General features: G+C 44.2%; 14 protein-coding genes. 7 read left to right on the top strand and 7 right to left on the bottom strand.

All coding sequences use genetic code 11. The features are described from left to right. Positions 1–313 precede the first annotated feature (313 nt). The gene (locus ACED28_RS12210; protein ID WP_017099831.1) at positions 314–721 is read left to right on the top strand and encodes a SulA-like leucine-rich domain-containing protein; all 408 of its coding nucleotides are present in this window, start codon (positions 314–316) and stop codon (positions 719–721) included. A gap of 252 nt (positions 722–973) precedes the next feature. After that, on the top strand, positions 974–2077 hold the full coding sequence (locus ACED28_RS12205) for a phosphoribosylaminoimidazolesuccinocarboxamide synthase (protein WP_371709956.1): 1104 nt from the start codon (positions 974–976) through the stop codon (positions 2075–2077). A 181-nt stretch (positions 2078–2258) separates the two neighbouring features. Here the strand turns inward: ACED28_RS12205 and ACED28_RS12200 are convergent, their stop codons facing one another. Together ACED28_RS12200 and ACED28_RS12195 are read right to left on the bottom strand one after the other, a co-directional pair. Further along, positions 2259–2636 carry a hypothetical protein gene (locus ACED28_RS12200; RefSeq protein WP_009846478.1) on the bottom strand — a complete coding sequence of 126 codons (378 nt, stop codon included), beginning with the start codon at positions 2634–2636 and terminating at the stop codon, positions 2259–2261. A 203-nt stretch (positions 2637–2839) separates the two neighbouring features. After that, positions 2840–5224 (bottom strand): helicase-related protein, encoded by a 2385-nt coding sequence (locus tag ACED28_RS12195; RefSeq protein ID WP_371709955.1) that lies wholly within the window; start codon positions 5222–5224, stop codon positions 2840–2842. 184 nt (positions 5225–5408) lie between these two features. Between ACED28_RS12195 and ACED28_RS12190 the strand changes: the two genes are divergently transcribed. The 3 genes from ACED28_RS12190 (at position 5409) to ACED28_RS12180 (ending at position 9674) form a co-directional block, all read left to right on the top strand. Next, positions 5409–7097: an NAD-dependent malic enzyme gene (locus ACED28_RS12190; protein ID WP_012603704.1), complete on the top strand. Its 1689-nt coding sequence runs from the start codon at positions 5409–5411 to the stop codon at positions 7095–7097. Positions 7098–7268: 171 nt separating this feature from the next. After that, on the top strand, positions 7269–8105 hold the full coding sequence (locus ACED28_RS12185; protein WP_371709954.1) for a vancomycin high temperature exclusion protein: 837 nt from the start codon (positions 7269–7271) through the stop codon (positions 8103–8105). A 198-nt stretch (positions 8106–8303) separates the two neighbouring features. After that, a complete protein-coding gene (locus tag ACED28_RS12180; protein WP_009846474.1) occupies positions 8304–9674 on the top strand; it encodes a DASS family sodium-coupled anion symporter in 1371 nt (456 codons plus the stop codon). A 353-nt stretch (positions 9675–10027) separates the two neighbouring features. Here ACED28_RS12180 and ACED28_RS12175 read toward each other — a convergent pair whose 3' ends face one another. Then, on the bottom strand, positions 10028–11323 hold the full coding sequence (locus tag ACED28_RS12175) for a GGDEF domain-containing protein (RefSeq protein ID WP_269334867.1): 1296 nt from the start codon (positions 11321–11323) through the stop codon (positions 10028–10030). Positions 11324–11625: 302 nt separating this feature from the next. Between ACED28_RS12175 and ACED28_RS12170 the strand changes: the two genes are divergently transcribed. Further along, the gene (locus ACED28_RS12170) at positions 11626–12450 is read left to right on the top strand and encodes a DUF2797 domain-containing protein (protein ID WP_135380643.1); all 825 of its coding nucleotides are present in this window, start codon (positions 11626–11628) and stop codon (positions 12448–12450) included. Positions 12451–12583: 133 nt separating this feature from the next. Here ACED28_RS12170 and ACED28_RS12165 read toward each other — a convergent pair whose 3' ends face one another. Both ACED28_RS12165 and ACED28_RS12160 read right to left on the bottom strand, forming a co-directional pair. Then, complete coding sequence (locus ACED28_RS12165; protein WP_371709953.1) at positions 12584–13834, bottom strand: diguanylate cyclase; 1251 nt, start codon at positions 13832–13834, stop codon at positions 12584–12586. Positions 13835–14081: 247 nt separating this feature from the next. Continuing rightward, positions 14082–14966, bottom strand: coding sequence for a LysR family transcriptional regulator (locus ACED28_RS12160; protein WP_371709952.1), 885 nt, complete (start codon positions 14964–14966; stop codon positions 14082–14084). A gap of 218 nt (positions 14967–15184) precedes the next feature. On the opposite strand from ACED28_RS12160, the gene ACED28_RS12155 reads away from it, so the two are divergent. Continuing rightward, a complete protein-coding gene (locus ACED28_RS12155) occupies positions 15185–15856 on the top strand; it encodes a type 1 glutamine amidotransferase domain-containing protein (protein WP_135380636.1) in 672 nt (223 codons plus the stop codon). A gap of 201 nt (positions 15857–16057) precedes the next feature. Here the strand turns inward: ACED28_RS12155 and ACED28_RS12150 are convergent, their stop codons facing one another. Beyond that, positions 16058–17293: a cysteine desulfurase-like protein gene (locus tag ACED28_RS12150; RefSeq protein ID WP_371709951.1), complete on the bottom strand. Its 1236-nt coding sequence runs from the start codon at positions 17291–17293 to the stop codon at positions 16058–16060. Beyond that, positions 17277–17933 (bottom strand): 2OG-Fe dioxygenase family protein, encoded by a 657-nt coding sequence (locus ACED28_RS12145; protein ID WP_371709971.1) that lies wholly within the window; start codon positions 17931–17933, stop codon positions 17277–17279. The genes ACED28_RS12150 and ACED28_RS12145 overlap by 17 nt, the downstream gene beginning before the upstream one ends. Between the last annotated feature and the right edge of the window lie 707 nt (positions 17934–18640).

The following is an 18640-nucleotide window of genomic DNA, read 5'->3' as shown; positions in this document are numbered from 1 at the left end:
TATCTTCTTATCTTCTTATCTTCTTATCTTCTTATCTTCTTATCTTCTTATCTTCTTATCTTCTACACAGGTGTATACAGTACTTTTCTGTCAAAACCACTGTGTACACCTGTATAAAGCTCACATTTCTTCAACTTATGAGACAAAACAACAAATTCATTCAAATTTAATTTCTATAATTTTTTCAACAACTTAAATGAAAGCCACCTCCATACACAAGCAAGATCGTCCAATAATCCCTCAAAAAACGCTTGATCTTATAAGCAATAAAAAATACTGTATACACATACAGCATGTATATAAGGACAGCGAAATGATTCCAGCACACGTTAAAGCACAACACTCTAGCCCGCTAACTCACTGCGCATTTACATCCGTCTCTCGTGACACAAAAAGTTCAAACGAAGAAGCGTTGTTTGCCAAAATGGCGTTGCTGTCCAATCAACATCAGTGGTTACTGTTTACGGCTCAAACACCAAGACCATCGGCTAAACAGCTGCAGCAACATAATGTTTGCTGTGATCGTGTTATTCACATGAAAGCCTCTAATCAAATGACAGAAATAGAAACCGTCGAGAAAGCCATTCGATCTAAGAATGCGAGCGCGATTGTTGCGAGTGCTTCGATTGATCAATTCAGTCAGCAATACCTAAGAACATTAGGAATGCGCTTTCAGTGCGAAGTCTTCTTTATTGATGCCAATTCAGAGCGTATTCACTAGACCACCTTACTTAATAACATTTTGGCTCAAATCCATAGCTCCAAAACACAGTCCAAATATACTGCCTTCCCCTGCCTACAATTCGCCAATTTTCTAGCGAATAGTTAGGCGGGGGTTTTTATTTGATCAATAGATTTAGCAATCGTTTGCTTTTTCTCTGGAAGCAAATAGTAGATTGGGTATAATGCCCGTCTAATCATGTGCACACCGCACTTCTCTGTATGACGTTTGATAAAAGATAGGAATGTCTAAATGAGCCTTGCTGATCAAGTTCTTGCCGTAAATGATGACCTACCAATCCGTACTGATAAACCAGTCCACAGTGGCAAGGTTCGCTCAGTCTACTGGTTAACTGAAGAAGATAGCCAACGACTAATTAAAGAGAAAGGCTACGATGTAGCACCAGATGCGCCTTTAGCAATCATGGTGATCAGTGACCGTATCTCTGCATTTGATTGTATCTGGCGTGGTGAAGGGAATCTAAAAGGTGTTCCAGGTAAAGGAGCGGCTCTGAATGCTATCTCTAACCACTGGTTCAAATTGTTTAAAGACAACGGCCTTGCTGACAGTCATATTCTTGATATCCCTCACCCGTTCGTATGGATTGTACAAAAAGCTCGCCCAGTCATGATCGAAGCGATTTGTCGTCAATACATCACAGGTTCAATGTGGCGTGCATACGCAAACGGCGAACGCGAATTCTGTGGTATCGAGATGCCAGAAGGCCTTGAGAAAGACAAGAAATTGCCTGAGCTACTGATCACGCCTTCTACAAAAGGGATTTTGAAAGGTATTCCTGGCGTTCCAGAAGCTGACGATGTAAACATCACACGTAACAACATCGAAGATAACTTCGCAGCGTTCAACTTTACTCAAGCAAGTGACATTGCGCATTACGAGAAACTTCTAAAAGAAGGCTTCAACGTAATTAGCCAAGCGCTAGCAAAAGTCGATCAAACCTTTGTCGATACGAAATTTGAGTTCGGCTATGTGAACGATGCTCAAGGCAAAGAAAAGCTTATCTACATGGATGAAGTCGGTACTCCGGATTCATCTCGCATTTGGGATGCTCAGGAATACAATAACGGTAACATCGTTGAGAATTCAAAAGAAGGTTTCCGCCAGTTCCTGCTTAACTACTTCCCTGATGCTGATATTCTTTTGAACAAAGAGCGTATGCCAGAGCGTGAAGCGTTAGCTCGTGACAATGAGCTGCCTCTCGATTCACTGATGTCTCTGTCACGTACTTACCTTGATATCGCGGCGAAGATTACAGGTGCGGAAATCGTACTGAGTGAGAATCCTAAGCAAGAGATCATCGATGTATTGCGTACTGACTATGGTCTAGTTGACTGATTGCATTCTAGAAAGCGAATAAGCTCGTAAACACAAGTTCCAGATACTAAAAGGGCCTCATCATTATTGAGGCCCTTTTTCGTGTGCGACTTTTAATATTCTTTGAGCTCGCTCCTAAGCTCTAAGCTCTAAGCTCTAAGCTCTAAGCTCTAAGCTCTAAGCTCTAAGCAATACTGATAGATTAAAGCTTAATAGTAAACTCTTCTCCAGTATTCTCGGCAATCACCAAATGACTGCGCGATTCAATGTACTCGATCTGCTCTTCTTCAAGAGAATATGGCATAGCAACTTTGAGTTCATTGATCCCCTCTAGCTTGGCTAGCTTGAGTAAGGTAACAATGTTTGACTCATCACTTTTACGCGTCGACATCGATTTCAATGCCATCTGCCATAAACGATCTTCAGGGCTTGCGAGCTCTTTAATGCTATCTCGCCAGACAGTACTAAATACTGGCGCAATCGTGGTTAGTGCTTCCAGAAAAGTCCATTTTTTACTGCATGAGGCGCCAAGAAATGTTGTGTAATCAAACTCTACACGCGTCTCTGTCTGTTTATCCATGATGTCCCCCGACACTTTGACAACACAATATACTCAATATCTATCAACTCTTTCGTTATAGCAATAGGATATAGAAGAATAGTCTTTTATGACCTTTTGATTGGTTAAAAAGGCATATAAAAATCAAACTTGTAACAAAATAAGTACTGAAAAAACATATATGCACCTATTTGATTAATATTTTAGAGATAAAACTAATCCATCTATTTGATATCAATTATCCGACTCGCTTTTTTGTACTGGATACGCCAGCCAGACCATGTCGGGAGCTCCCAACGTTTTGGCGATAACTTTCGACTGCCCGATTGATAATGAACGTAAATCAGCTTGCGTGCCGGCAGGTATTCGACTTCGAGTTGCAAGTCGGCAAGGCTCAATGCAAACGGGTACTTTTCCGAAAACTCTGAATAGAGCCAAGTAGGGATACCATCGAATGGAATATCTGCATGGTCGAACATTTCCAATTCGCTCACATCAGTGACACCTAACACTTCAAGCTGCTCTATTAACCATAGCTCAAAGTTAATGTTCTCAATTTCTGGTTTGTATTGGGTTTGTTCATCGAGACCGAGTTTCACATACAGTTGCCAATGTTTGATTTGTTGAGTGCGAGCTTGTGCAAAACCCGGAAGTTGAACCCCATTCGATACAAGATCGACGATCGGCTTTAACGATAGTTGCCCTTCCGCTGCCACGAGCTTGGTCGTGATCGTGCGGCCGGCATACACCAACGCCATCCCAGTATAGACGCCGTCATCATTCACAATCGTTTCACCTTGCTCCCACTCTCCCATCTCCGCTTCAATCATAAGATCCAAAGGAATAGGTGCAGTGACCGTCGCTAAGGTCAGTGTTTGCTTAACACCTCTTCCCGGCAAACTATGGGTATCAAGCACCAACATCGCTTGTGCATTGTCCGGGAAACGATTCTGACGGCCGAGTACTACCTCTAAAACTCCATTAGCAAAGGCTTCTTTCCTCTTCAGCCTGCGCACAAACACTAGCTCAGGATGCAAATGCACAATAGTCTTAAGCAGTTCAATACGCTGGAAACGGGACGCGACTTCTAATTGAGGAAGTTCAAACACCTCACGCATTTGCTTAGCCAGTCCCTGTGCTTCATTCAATGCCTGCTGATCGATTTCTAGATTTGGATACTCGCGACCGCGAACGATCTGAATCAACAGGCTTAGATCACACCCTTCCTTTTCTTGCTGAGCGAGTGCTTCCAAATGTTCTGCATTGTTCGGTAACTGATACAAGCGAGCCGGAACGGACAACGCAGCTGTGAGATCGACCATCGCTTCTTTTAATGCTTTGGTTTTGATTCGAGTAACAATATCGGCATACAAAGCATCAATCGGCAACGGATACAGCTTTTTGCCATGCTCGGTAATTTGATGCTCGGCGTTAATCGCTTCCATCGTCAGCAAGGTTTGAGTAGCACTGTTTAACGACTTCTCAGGGATTGGATCAAGAAAAGATAAGCTCTCGATCGAGTTGCCACAACAGGCCGCGGCCAACATCGGTTCGATCAGCTCTTCACGCTGCAATTCAGGCGGTGTCACTAACTCTAACGCCGCATGCTCACCATATAGACGAACACAGACACCATCCATCACCCTACCCGCGCGGCCAGCTCGTTGTTTGGCACTCGCTCGTGATATGGATTTAAGCATCAGTGTGGTTCTTCCGTTTCGTTGAACGGTGCGTCTTTCTAATCCTGAATCTATTACCACGCCAATGTCAGGAATGGTTAATGAGGTTTCAGCAACGTTAGTAGCAAGAATGACCTTTCTTAGGCCATAACCGTTCGCATTGATATCGATATTACGACCCGATAACGCTAAATCTCGCTCTTTATCACTGACTGACGCATGCAACTTCACCACTTGGATATCTGGATTTTTTGCCAAGGCTTGTTCACATTGCACGATCTCTTTTTTACCCGGCAGAAAAACCAACATGTCACCAGAAGATGCAATCAGTTGGTGATTCACTTCTTCGGCAATGCGTTGCTCTAGGTGTCGAACATCGGGCAATGCTCTTGACTCATTCGCTCGGTGTTCAATAGCAACTTGATAAGTTCGGCCTTCACAACTGATTCGATTCGCATCCAAATAATGAGCAAGGCGCTCACCTTCAATGGTTGCTGAAGTGATCACCAAACGATGACTCGCTTTTTGTTTCAGAATCGCCACCAGCAAATCAATGTCCCAGCGCCTCTCATGAAATTCATCGACTACGATGGCATCAAAGCCAGCAAGCCCATCTTCAGATAGCCAACGCAGCGCGATACCGGGCGTCACAAAAACAACGTTAGTTTTCTCGTTGTATTCAGACTCAAGTTTGATCGCATAACCAATTTTGTCACCAAGCTTTTCGCCCGATTGTAGGGCGAGATATTTAGCTAATGAGGTACAAGCTATTCGTCTTGGTTCAACCACCAGCACTCGCCCATGTTGGCAAGCCCAAATTGGCAAGCGCGTTGATTTACCCGATCCGGTTTCAGCTTCTACGACAAGGTGAGAATTAGCGATTTGTTCGTGAAATACGTTTTGATAAGCATCGATGGGAAGTAATGACATAAAAAAGAGGCGTCGCGAAAAAGTGTGAGCAAAGTATAACGAATTATGCTGCTAAAATTCGATAAGTGTGGGACATGGGTAAGAATATCATTTTGTTTGCAAAGATCGGAGGGAAACTATTTACAATTGAATAACTAAACCGTTATCATTTTTCGGTTACCCTTTCTCCCATATTAGGCATCTAATGAACAACGATAAACGCCCTCTATATATCCCTTATGCTGGTCCTGCTCTACTAAGTACCCCTCTTCTAAACAAAGGCAGCGCATTCTCTGCTGAAGAGCGCAGTTCTTTCAACCTTGAAGGCTTGTTACCGGAAACAACCGAAACAATCCAAGAGCAAGTAGGACGTGCATACAAGCAATATTGTAACTTCGAAAGTGATATGGATAAGCATATCTACCTTCGTAACATCCAAGACACTAATGAAACGCTTTTTTATCGTTTAGTTCAAAACCACATCTCTGAAATGATGCCTATCATTTACACGCCAACAGTTGGCGCAGCATGTGAGAACTTCTCAAATATTTACCGTCGTGGCCGTGGTCTGTTTATCTCATACCCGAACCGCGATCGTATCGATGACCTACTGAACAATGCGACAAACCACAACGTTAAAGTTATCGTGGTTACGGATGGTGAGCGTATTCTTGGTTTGGGAGACCAAGGTATCGGTGGCATGGGTATTCCAATTGGTAAACTAGCACTTTACACAGCTTGTGGCGGCATCAGCCCAGCTTACATGCTACCAATCGTGCTCGATGTGGGTACAAACAACCCGCAGCGTCTTGCTGACCCAATGTACATGGGCTGGCGTCACCCTCGTATCACAGGTGCAGATTACGATGCATTCGTTGAAGAATTCATTCAAGCCGTTCAACGCCGTTGGCCTGATGCATTAGTTCAGTTCGAAGATTTCGCACAAAAGAACGCAATGCCACTGCTTGAACGCTACAAAGATCGCCTCTGTTGTTTCAACGATGATATCCAAGGTACAGCCGCTGTAACGGTTGGTTCTCTACTTGCAGCATGTAAAGCAGCGAACAGCAAACTGTCAGACCAACGCATCACCTTCTTAGGTGCGGGTTCTGCAGGTTGTGGTATTGCTGAAGCTATCATTGCTCAAATGGTGTCTGAAGGTATCAGCGATGCACAAGCACGCTCTCAAGTTTACATGGTTGACCGTTGGGGTCTGCTACAGGAAGGCATGCAAAACCTGCTTGATTTCCAACAGCGTCTAGTTCAAACCAACGCGAACACCAAAGATTGGGAAAGCGACGGCACTGGTTTCTCTCTACTAGACGTTGTTCGTCACGCGAAACCTACGGTTCTGGTTGGCGTATCTGGTGCTCCGGGTCTGTTCAGCAAAGAAGTCATCAAAGAGATGAACCTACACTGCGAACGCCCTATCGTGTTCCCACTGTCAAACCCAACAAGCCGTGTTGAAGCAACACCAAATGACATTATTCGTTGGACTGACGGCCAAGCGCTTGTTGCGACAGGTAGCCCGTTTGAGCCAGTGGTTCACAACGGCACCACTTACCCAATCGCTCAGTGTAATAACAGCTACATCTTCCCAGGTATTGGCCTTGGTGTGTTGGCTGTGAATGCTTCACGCATCACTGACGAAATGCTAATGGAATCAAGCCGAGCACTTGCAACGTGCTCCCCACTTGCTATCAATGGCTCAGGTGCTCTACTTCCACCATTGGAAGAGATCCACACCGTATCTAAAAAGATTGCTTTTGCCGTTGGTAAAAAAGCGATTGAGCAAGGTGTTGCTCTAGAGATCACTGAAGAAGCACTACAACAAGCGATTGACCAGCACTTCTGGCAGCCGGTTTACCGTCGCTACAAGCGTACTGCATTCTAATAAACGTGCTGCGCTTGGAATAAAGAGCGTTAACTACTCTTACAAGAGCCTCTGCAACTGCGGGGGCTTTTTTCTTTACACTGTCTTGTCTTTTTAACTGATTTTTCTCATTTTTATTTGGTATTATCGAGCACTCAAAAATTATTGCTCAGTCAAAGGACCATACCGAGAGTGAAATTTGATTCTCACATTTTCCGTAGCCACTTATTAAAAGCTTACAAAAAACTGCAAGGTTTTCTGTTTGGCGCTTTCCTCGTGTTCTTAGTAGGCAGCGCTGCGGTTATTGCGATCGATTATTGGGTTTCATGGCAAGCAGAAGATCGCATCATCTACGATATAGATGAAGTGCCCGAGCTTGAGGTCGCCGTAGTGCTTGGCACAAGCAAATATTTAGGTAGAACACTCAACGACTATTATAAGCACCGAATCGAAGCGGCAATTGAGCTGTTCGAGCGTGAAAAAGTGGACCAATTTCTACTGAGTGGCGATAACGCTCATCGCTCTTACAATGAACCGTGGACGATGAAACGCGACTTGTTAAAAGCGGGTGTCCCCGATGAACGCATCAATCTAGATTATGCGGGGTTCAGAACCCTAGATTCGATTGTTCGCGCCAAAAAGATATTCGATACCGATAACTTCCTAATCATCACTCAGAAGTTCCACTGTGAAAGAGCGCTATTTATCGCTAACTCTTATGATATTAATGCGCAGTGTTTGGCGGTTTCAGGACCAACCCATCATTCGGGAACCTCAATACGTTTACGTGAAGTATTTGCACGTACCAAAGCGTTTCTTGATCTGTATATTATTGGTACTACGCCAAAATTCCTTGGCCCTAAAGAGCCGATCCAACCCAGTCCAAAACCAGAATCATTGCCGATTCCTAGCCCTATTACTGACCCCAATGTAAATCCTATAGCAGACCCCACAGCAAGCCCTACTGAAAATCCGATTGTAACTCCTTCAGCAAGCCCTATTTTAGAACCAGCAGAGACCGATGTGTAGAAAACTACACATTTTGAATTTGTTGCCTCACACTTCCCCATTGTTAAGCAAAAACACACCAACACTCCTTTATTAACTTGAGTAACATTCTCCCAACAAAGTCTGACCCTACATCAAGTCTATATACCTCGAAAATAATAAGCACCGCTCAACGAAGTCGTGCACCAATAAAACGAGGATAAACAAAAGGAGCGTCTTATGACGGCACTTGTTACTACACTGAAACACTGGTTGTTTACCCGCAACAGCATGATATTAATTGGTAATTTCACGCTATTTGCAGTTTTGCTCAATTCCCTGCCATTCGAAGCGCAAGTGAATACGGGTTTAAGTATTCTCGTGTTCGTTGCCATTCTATGGTTAACAGAAGCTATCCACGTCAGCATCACCGCTTTGCTCGTTCCCCTATTGGCTGTCTTGTTTGGTGTATTCAACACGCCCGCAGCACTGGCTAACTTTTCGAATCCCATCATATTCTTATTCATGGGCGGATTCGCGTTGGCAGCCGCACTGAACAAGCAAGAGCTGGATAAAGCGATAGCTGACAAAGTATTGCTGATAGCAAAAGGCAGAATGTCGGTAGCCGTGTTCATGTTGTTCGGTGTGAGTGCGGGTTTATCCATGTGGATCTCAAACACCGCCACCACAGCAATGATGCTCCCTCTTGTTCTTGGTATCATGAACAAAGTCGACCAAAGTGAAGACCGAAACACCTACGTGTTCGTGCTATTGGGTATCGCTTACTGTGCTTCAATCGGTGGTATCGCAACTTTAGTTGGTAGCCCACCAAACGCCATTGCTGCGGCAGAAGTTGGCTTGAGCTTCACAGAATGGATGGCGCTTGGGCTACCTATCTCAATGATCTTACTGCCAATCACGATGATTATTTTGTACGTGATGACTAAGCCAAAACTTGACCACAAATTCGAGTTAGACCATGCACCTGTCGAGTGGACAAACAGCAAGAAAATCACACTGTCTATCTTCCTTTTAACCGTAACGCTTTGGATATTCGGCAAGCCGATCAACGCAATGATTGGCGGGTTCTCTAAGTTTGATAGTTTGGTAGCGATTGGCGCCATTGTACTGCTTGGCGCTTCTAGAGCCGTGGAATGGAAAGACGTTGAGAAGACAACGGATTGGGGTGTACTTATCCTGTTCGGAGGTGGTATCTGTTTAAGTAACATTCTGAAAGCGACCGGAACCAGCGTATTCCTAGCACACTCACTAAGCGGATTTTTAGAAACAGCAGGTATACTTCTTACGATTCTAGCCGTAGTAGCGTTCGTGGTATTCCTAACGGAGTTTGCGAGTAACACAGCGAGTGCGGCATTGCTTGTCCCTGTATTTGCAACCATTGCTGAAGCGCTGGGTATGTCACCTGTTATCTTATCTGCACTGATTGCGATTGCCGCATCTTGTGCCTTCATGCTACCAGTCGCGACACCACCTAATGCGATTGTATTTGGCTCTGGTCATATCAAACAAAAAGAAATGATGCGAGTCGGTATGGTGTTGAACCTAGTTTGTATCCTAGTTCTGACTCTGTTCGCTTGGATCTTCTGGTAAGCACTAACGCTTATAGAGAAAGCTTTACAGGCAAGTGCTTAGAAACACATATTTATAGGTAAATACTTATAGATAAATGTTTACAGGAATGCCCCCTCTCAAAAAATCTGGTTGCAGCTTCCCCCGGCTCAACCAGTACAAAAATGCCCGCTCTGCTAACAAGATCAGTTTAACTAGCAAGATCAATTTAACTAATAAGATCAGCCAAACGGGCATCTAAAAACAAAAAACGCTTTTCCCTTTTGGTGGCCCCGCGCCACCTTTTTTGTGTCAGCTATTGGGATAAGAGCCATAAAAATGCCACACGTCACATATGCACGTGTGGCTTATAAACCAATAAACTCTACTTCAGATTAGTGGCTCAAGATCACCTGATTTCGCCCTGAATGCTTCGCTTGATATAAGGCTTCATCAGCGCGGGCAATGGTCTCTGTCACCCGCTCTTGTTTCATCTCGGCAATGCCGATACTGCAAGTGAGAGAATCCCCATGAATCCAAAGATGTTGGCTAACCAAAAGTCGGATTTTCTCTGCCTTTCTCTGCGCTTCGCCAGCTTCGGTTTCAGGGCAAAAAACAATAAACTCTTCACCACCCCAACGTACAAGTTTGTCCGTCGCACTGATAGAGCTGCCAACCACCATACTGAATTCACGCAAGATATGATCACCCATCAGGTGTCCGTATTTGTCATTCACACTTTTAAAGTAGTCAATGTCCAGGTAGAGCATACTTAACTTGCCGTGGCCTTGCTTCACCTGTTGCGACTGCATTTTCAACCAATCACGAATCGCGTGTCGGTTAAGTATCCCTGTCAATTCATCACGATGAGCCTTTTCAGAAAACTCGAAGTTTTGCTCTCTCAATGCCCGATTGACGTTTTTTAAGTGATGGTGTCTTTTTTCAGCGATCGCGATACGTTTTCTTGAGCGGTGTAATTCTGAAAGCAGAAACACAGTGCCTGTACCCACCCAGATAAACAGCAAGATCAGGAACAGGCTTTCAGCCGAAATATACGAACCCTCAAACTCAATACTTCGAATAATTATCCGATGGTGACCTAATTTAGCACCAGAAGCAGTAGCAAACTCAACCATGTTCACATTTGAAAACTCGGGGGCTGAATGCTCTAACGCAACCTCGTTATCCGCTAACCACCACGTCATGACTTGCAAATTTTTGATCGGAATTTCTATCACGCCACCATCGATTCCTGGAGAAAACTCCATCCCGTTATACTTATGTGTATATTCGTCATCAGGCACCGAATAAGCAGGATTATAGTTGCGTAGGTAAGTTCTCAGACGACCACTAGAATCAGCCTTCGCATGGTAATCAATATTGACTCTAAAGGTGTGGTACTGCGAAAGGTCAAGACCAGTGGTTATATCTGGGCTAATACGAATCGATAGCCCACAGTAAGGCCACGGATATTCGGATTTTTTAAGCTCACAATCGAGAATATACTGCCCATTTTCATAGGATAATTGGGAGGTACTGACTCCTCTATCAACTTGATCGCTGGTCGCGATAAATTCATATTGTTCAGGAGTAATTGTTGTTATCACACGATTTCCACTTACCTGGTAATACTGCACAATGGCAAGTGTTGCGATAACTAGAAAGATAACAATTTTATGAATCCACTTCACATCTAAGCTTCCGGCTTTTGGTCCCTATAGTTGGGATTTGACGATATAAACAAGCAAAATTAATCATTAGATTGCATACTAACAATTGACTTAAAAACGTTATATCACACCTTAACAAAATGTCATACTATAATTTAGATGGCGTATTTCCACTCAATTATTCACTGCATGAATCAAGTAATATTGCGTATAAATAGAGGCTCTATTTGTTATACTCATCGCATAATCATCGTTAACCGTAGCGACTGCTTACAAGGCGTTCGAGTCGACGAAATAATAATCAAAATACAACGAGTAATGTCATGTCTTTATTAGCAAAAGGAACACTCAAGAAAATGAGTGCTTCCCTTGATGGTGCGGTTACCTACCGTTTACCTGTAGGGGAAGAGTTTGTAGAGCTAAACCCTCTGATTGGAAAAACCATCAACCTTACCCACACTGGTAATATTTTTTGTTGTTCGTGTGGTAAGAAAACTAAGAAAAGCTACTCTCAAGGCCACTGCTTTGTGTGCATGAAAAAGCTAGCAAGCTGCGACATGTGCATCATGAAGCCTGAGACTTGCCACTACGAACAAGGCACTTGTCGTGAGCCTCAATGGGGTGAAGAAAATTGCTTCGTCGATCACTTCGTTTACCTGTCGAACACATCAAGCCTTAAGGTTGGAATCACTCGCCATACACAAATCCCTACCCGTTGGATTGATCAAGGAGCCACTCAGGGCCTACCTATTTTGAAGGTAAAAACGCGTCAGATCTCTGGCCTTATTGAAGTCGAATTAGCGAAGCACATTGCTGACAAAACCAACTGGCGCACGCTGCTAAAAGGCGACGGTGACGATATGGAGTTGGTTGAAAAAGCCAAAGAACTATTGCCACTTGTAGAAGATAAGATTCAAGAGATCAGAGCGAAATTTGGTGATGATGCTATCGAGGTGCTCAGTGAGAGCACTACTTCATTGAGCTACCCAGTTGAACAGCACCCAGTGAAAATTGTATCGCACAACTTTGATAAGAACCCTGAAGTGACGGGCGTACTTCAAGGCATTAAAGGTCAATACCTTATCCTAGATACTGGCGTGATTAACATCCGTAAATTTGGCTCTTACGAAGTGGAAGTGTCTGCCTAATTTATAGAACTTAAGCGTTTCTCATAGTGAGAAGCGTTCAGTTAATAGCCAAAAAATAAAATGCCCTCAAGTGATGACTTGAGGGCATTTTTCGTTGTCGATTCTATTCGTCTTTGGGTGACGGTTTTAGGCGTTAAAGCGCGACTACATCTCCGTCTACGCAATTCTTGCCATTGGCTTTCGCGCGATAAAGAGATTGGTCGGTTAAATTCACGAGTGCGTCAATAGTGACACCGTCTTCACACGCTCGGCTATCGCTGATTCCGATACTCACGCTAGAGTTAAAGCGAATTTGTTCACCCACTTTGAACTCGACTTGATTGAACTGTTGGCGAATCTCTTCTGAAACTTCGAGAGCTGTTTCAAGGGGCGTATTCGGGATAAATATAATGAACTCTTCACCACCCCAACGGCCTGCTACTCCACCAACTTTCTCGGCATTGCGCTTGGTTATACTAGCCAAAGCACAAATTACCTCATCACCCACCATATGACCATAAGTGTCATTAATCGACTTGAAGTCATCGATATCTAATAGCATACAGACAAGGTAGTTTTTAGAGAACATGTGCTCTCTCAACCATTCATAAATCGCCCTACGATTAAGCAGATCCGTCATTTCATCGTAATTCGCTTGGTGAACCAACTGCTTCTCCAACATCACCTTTTGAGTCACATCTTCGAGTACCACTTGAACGGCCCGCTGACCTTTCCAAGTAATTGCATTATCGTAAATATTAAAGAAGCGATGAACACCGTCAAAGCCAATGTTTTCAACCACGGTACTGGTTCCCGACAACTCACCCGACACGATCGCTTGATAGTGTTTATAGATGCCGTCGCTATTCTGCTGTGGCACTAAGTCAAGAATCGAATCCAGCGCTAAGACTTGCTCTATGGAAGATCCACCTTGCAGTTTTACCCATGATTGATTGACCATCAGAGGTTTGAAATCTCGGTGAACCAAGATGCCCTGCCCTGATTGCATGATCATGTCGTGATACATCTTATCTTGCTCACGCACTGCATTTTGCAGCTGAATTGCAGGGGAAAGATCGATAACCGTGACTTGCAGTGCAGGTCTTCCCTGCCACTCCGTCACATGATCGATAGAAAACACGGTAAACTCTCTGCCATTGCGATCAATATTGGTATAGGTGTGAACCTGAGGGTCTCGTTGACCACTGACCGTTTCGAGGTAATTTTGATAGGCTAAAACATGGTACTCTTCTGAGATGAGATCTAGAAAGCTATCGATATCAGAAAGTAGTTCTTCCGGTGATTGGTATCCATAGATGCGAGCATAGTTAGCGTCAACACTCACTACATTCATATCTTGAATCGTTATTACACCGTACGTGGATTCGAAATTTATTGAAGACATTGCCAACTCCGCATTCTCGCTACACTTCATAAGCCGAAGCATAACAACACATCCTGCCAACGCTTCCACACAATCTATCACGCGTTAGGGACATTAATATGATATCTAGTATATCGTACTGCTTTAGGCTTCTCTACAACTCAATCGTAAGCGTAAGTCATCAAAAGTAGACAAATAGCACCTTCTTATTCCGCACATCAAAAAACAAGAAGGATATTGTATAGCTATGTAAGCATTATCTATTCGGTTATTCATTCCAATCGGAAAAATAAGAGACTAAGAAGTCGATAGCCAGCCTTGCTCTCTGTGGAAGAAAGCGACGGTTTTGATATACGATCCAACTGCTTGTACCTGCTCCCCAATATTCTTCTAGCACTGGAACGAGCTTTCCATTGGCAAGACCGCCATTGAAGCTGCTTTTGGGAAGATAAACAATGCCAAGCCCTTCTTCACAAGCTTTAAGTACCGCACTCGAGTTATTGCTTTTCCAACGCCCATGTACGCGCACCGCGTTTAACGGTTTTCCATCTTTCTCAAACAACCACTGATCACTGTTGGCAATAATACAGCTGTGCCACTTCAACTGTTCAGGCTGTGTTGGAAAACCAAATTGATCGATGTAGTTCTGACTCGCGGCCGCTGCCATCGGGCGATCCACCAGCTTCCTTGCCACCAAACCAGAATCATCAAGTCGACCATAACGAATCGCGAAATCAATACCATCTTCGATGAAGTTAACCATATTGGTATTGAAGTTCATTTCGATAGTCAGATCAGGGTGGTCTTTGGCAAATTCCATCAGCGCCGCGGCAACATGATTTTCAGCAAACGCACCCGCAGCACTGACACGCAAAGTACCACTCAGCTGAGCTTGTTGAGACGTGACTTGTTCATTCGCCTGTTGCAGCCCGATAACCAGATCTTTGCATTGCTGATAATAGGTATGCCCAGACTCGGTCAAACTCACCATACGAGTGGATCGAGCCAGTAAAGCCACACCTACCCGCTCTTCTAATCTCGATACTTGGCGGCTGACATGGCTGGTACTGCAACCCAGTTGTTTCGCGGCCGCAGAAAAGCCGTGACACTCCGCTACCGCAACAAACTCATTAATACCTTCAAAACTATCCATACTTCACCTGTTTACATCTAACGAGTTCACATCCGACTAATTCACATCCACTATTGCTATATAGCAATAATGTTTTGTCTACTCGGCATATTATCACTCAAATGGTTTACTACTAGTATTACAGGTAACGAAACAGCGGTATCTAAATTGAAAGCTTTGGTTTTCTAAATAAAAGCCACGACGCTGAAACCAAACAAACGTGCTCAAAGGAACGAATCATGAAAAAAATACTAATCCCAGTAACTAACCACGCAACACTAGGCGATACAGACCAAGCGAACGGTACTTACGCTCCAGAACTGACTCATGCACTGAAAGAGATCATTGCTGCGGGTTTTGAGTACGACATCGCGTCTATCAAGGGTGGTAAAGGTCCACTGTATGGAACCGATATTGAAGGGGATTCAGTAAACGCAGAGATCTTGGCGGATGATGACTTCCAAAACCGTATTAACAACACGATTCCTGTAAGCCAAGTTAACGTAGAAAGCTACGATGCTATCTTCTACCCAGGTGGATTCGGCCTACTTTCTGACTTAGCAACCGACGAGCAATTCGCAACGATTGCTGCTAAGCATTATGAAGATGGTGGTGTGATCGCATCAGTATGTCACGGCCCAGCAGCACTGCTTCCGATTGTCCTAAGCAACGGCGAGAAGCTACTAAGCTCTAAATCTATTACTGGCTTTACTCGTGAAGAAGAAATCGACTTTGGCACCATCAACGACATTCCGTTCCTATTGGAAGAGTCTCTTGCTCGCAGCGCTGCGCGTTTCAACAAGGTTCAACCTTGGCATGAGCTTGTAATTGTTGATGAGCGAGTGATTACTGGCCAAAACCCAACCAGTGCGCACGCAGTAGGTGCAGCTCTGGTTAAGCAGCTGTCTTAGTTCAATCACGGACTTTTTCGATTAGCGATTAGCGGCTTTAGTCTTAGCAGGCTTTGCTAAACAGATATAAGTTCATGAAACAAAAAGAGCACACTTCCTACTCAACATTCTTGAGAGAAGTATGCTCTTTTTTCGATCTAAAGGCACAAACAGCAAAGGCCAGTGACTTCTTATTAATTACTTCTTGCGAATGGCTTCTCGCTAGTTACTTCGCAAGATCCCTTCTAGCACATTGAACAGCAAGTCGATCTCTTCAATCGAGTTGTAATGCATACAACCAATACGCACCACGCCCTGCTCTGCAATACCCAACTGCTTCACCAGCCCTAATGCGTAGAAATGTCCATTCCACACACAGATATTATGCTCACCCAGCTTTTTAGCGATGAACTCTGGAGAATGGTTTTCAAAGGTAATCGCAAAGGTTGGGGTTCTTAGATTCGAATCAAACTCGGTTTTCCCGTAAAGCTTTGTCCCTTCAAGATCGGACAAGCGTTTCAGGAAGTACTCACTGAGTTGGCTCTCGTGCTTGTTATACAGCGCGTAGCTTTGCTCTAAACGAGAACGCAATGAATCGGCGGGATCACCTAACTGCGCCAAGTAATCTACCGCCGCAATCACACCGGCAAGGCCTTCAAAACTTTGCGTTCCTGTCTCAAATCGGCCTGGGCCGATATTGGTTGCAGGCTCTACTTTGTAAGGCTTTAAAGTGTGTAACCATTGAGGCGCAACATAAGCAATGCCAACATGCGGGCCGAAGAACTTATACGCTGAACACGCTAAGAAATCACAATTCAGTTGCTGAACATCAATCAAGTGATGTGGTGCGTAATGCACGGCATCAACATAAACCTGAGCGCCATATTGATGTGCAAGCTCGATAACTTTCGACATGTCGACAATCGAGCCTGTCGTGTTCGAAGCAAACGTCACCGCGACAAGCTTGGTTTTCTCGTTCAGCAGCGACTCAAAATGCGCCATATCCAAACTGCAATCTGATTCGTCGACACGGACTTGGCGAACAATCGCGCCTTTGTCGTCTGCCGCTTGCTGCCAGCTCGACACATTCGAGTAATGATCTAACGCAGTGACGATAACTTCATCGCCCTCTTTCCAATCGCGGCTGATCGCTCGGCTCAGTTGGAAGGTCAACGATGTCATGTTCGCGCCGAACACAACGTTGCCAGAAGACTCGGCATTAAGCAGTGCTTGCGCCGCTTCTCGCGCTTGCTGCATTAAGCTTGTGGTCTTTTGGCTAGAAAAATAGTGGCCACCTAGGTTTGAATTGAAATGCCCTAGGTATTCGGTCATTGACGCTAAAACATTCTCAGGCACCTGAGATCCGCCCGGCCCGTCAAAGAAAGTGACTGGCTTGCCATTATGATATTGGCCTAACGCGCTAAACTGCTGGCGCACATCATTAAGAGTGAAGGACATTGCGCGCATCCTTAGCCGTTAGAACAAACACATCCATATAGCCCATCTCGCCGTGGTCTATGGTACGAATCGGTTGTGCATTGTGCCAAAGCTTACTATCAGCAAGCATTGCCACTTCGCCATCGCCTAGCACTTTTCTAAAGAATGGTGCTTCATGGCTATCTTGATAAAGCATCACTTCACCACCAACGATGTTGTGGCGAGTAACACCAATGATCGCGATGTGGTCAAAACCGTCTTGGTGAACACCTTCTGGTGCAACCTGAGTTTCTTCAAAAATAGCGGCAATGCGGATTTGATGAATTTCGATTTCTTGTCCGTCTTCAAGCCCGTTGGTTTCAATAAACAGTTCACACATTTCCTGCATGCCTTCGCTGCTTAGGATTTGTGCTTCAATCGGCTCGAACTGACGAACAACGTCACCTTGAAAGTGATTAATGTCTTCAGACTGAACAAAGTTATGTTTGTCTAGCTCAACGACTTGTCCATTACTGAATTGAACCACCGAGTATCTTCTCAATCGAAACTGGCCATCCGCATGCTCTGTGCTTGGAAGCTTAGAGAATGATGGTGACAACTCCTCAACCGCGTGGTTACTGAGGTGGGTAATATGTAGGGTATTTTCGTGAGCATGTAACATCATCGACTCCTTAATGATTGTTAATTTACTTTCGATATTTAACGTTTTGTTTACATAAAGGATACTTGAAGATCTTGCCAAATCAACATTAAACAATCATTTATCCCGTCAGATTTAATAATTTAGACACTAAATCCAACTTGAAATTCAAAAGCAGTGTATAACACCAGAATAAAAGATGACCAACTCTTAAAACTAGCACACTCTACTAGCTAGTTATAAATCCCTGCAAATTCAAATTTAACGATATTATAAACTAGCAAGCTATGTTTCATATTGTGTCAGCCCTTTCGCTTCAATACGCCAGCCTCCTTACCTGAGTTCAGGCATCACGTTCACCATCATTCATTTCTATGCTTTTGCACAATGAAATACGACCTACCTATCAGTTGCCAAGCTATTGATTATTTACACAACAAACTGAAATTGGTTAATTTATGAGTAAGCCAGAAACCAAACGCCTTTGCTTGCGCGTCTGGAACAGGTCGAGTTCGGGGGGAACTCGGCCGCCCCAGTGTCACACCTACTTCCCGTTAAGACTGAAATTGATTGCTTTCTAAATATCGAAGGCATTTCGATCATGGCAATGAGCGGGACTTCGAGACAAGCAGCATGGAACCACCAACTCCGAGAGTTACTCCCAAACACATTATGTCGGGTGGACGACACTTGTTACCAAGTGCCGTCTCCCTAAGAACCCAGCGTGC

The sequence above is a fragment of the Vibrio sp. 1F253 genome (assembly GCF_041439295.1).
In the GTDB taxonomy this organism is placed as follows: domain Bacteria; phylum Pseudomonadota; class Gammaproteobacteria; order Enterobacterales; family Vibrionaceae; genus Vibrio; species Vibrio tasmaniensis_A.
The sequence above is the reverse complement of the archived record's forward strand: the minus strand, read 5'-3'. Positions and strand labels throughout refer to the sequence as shown.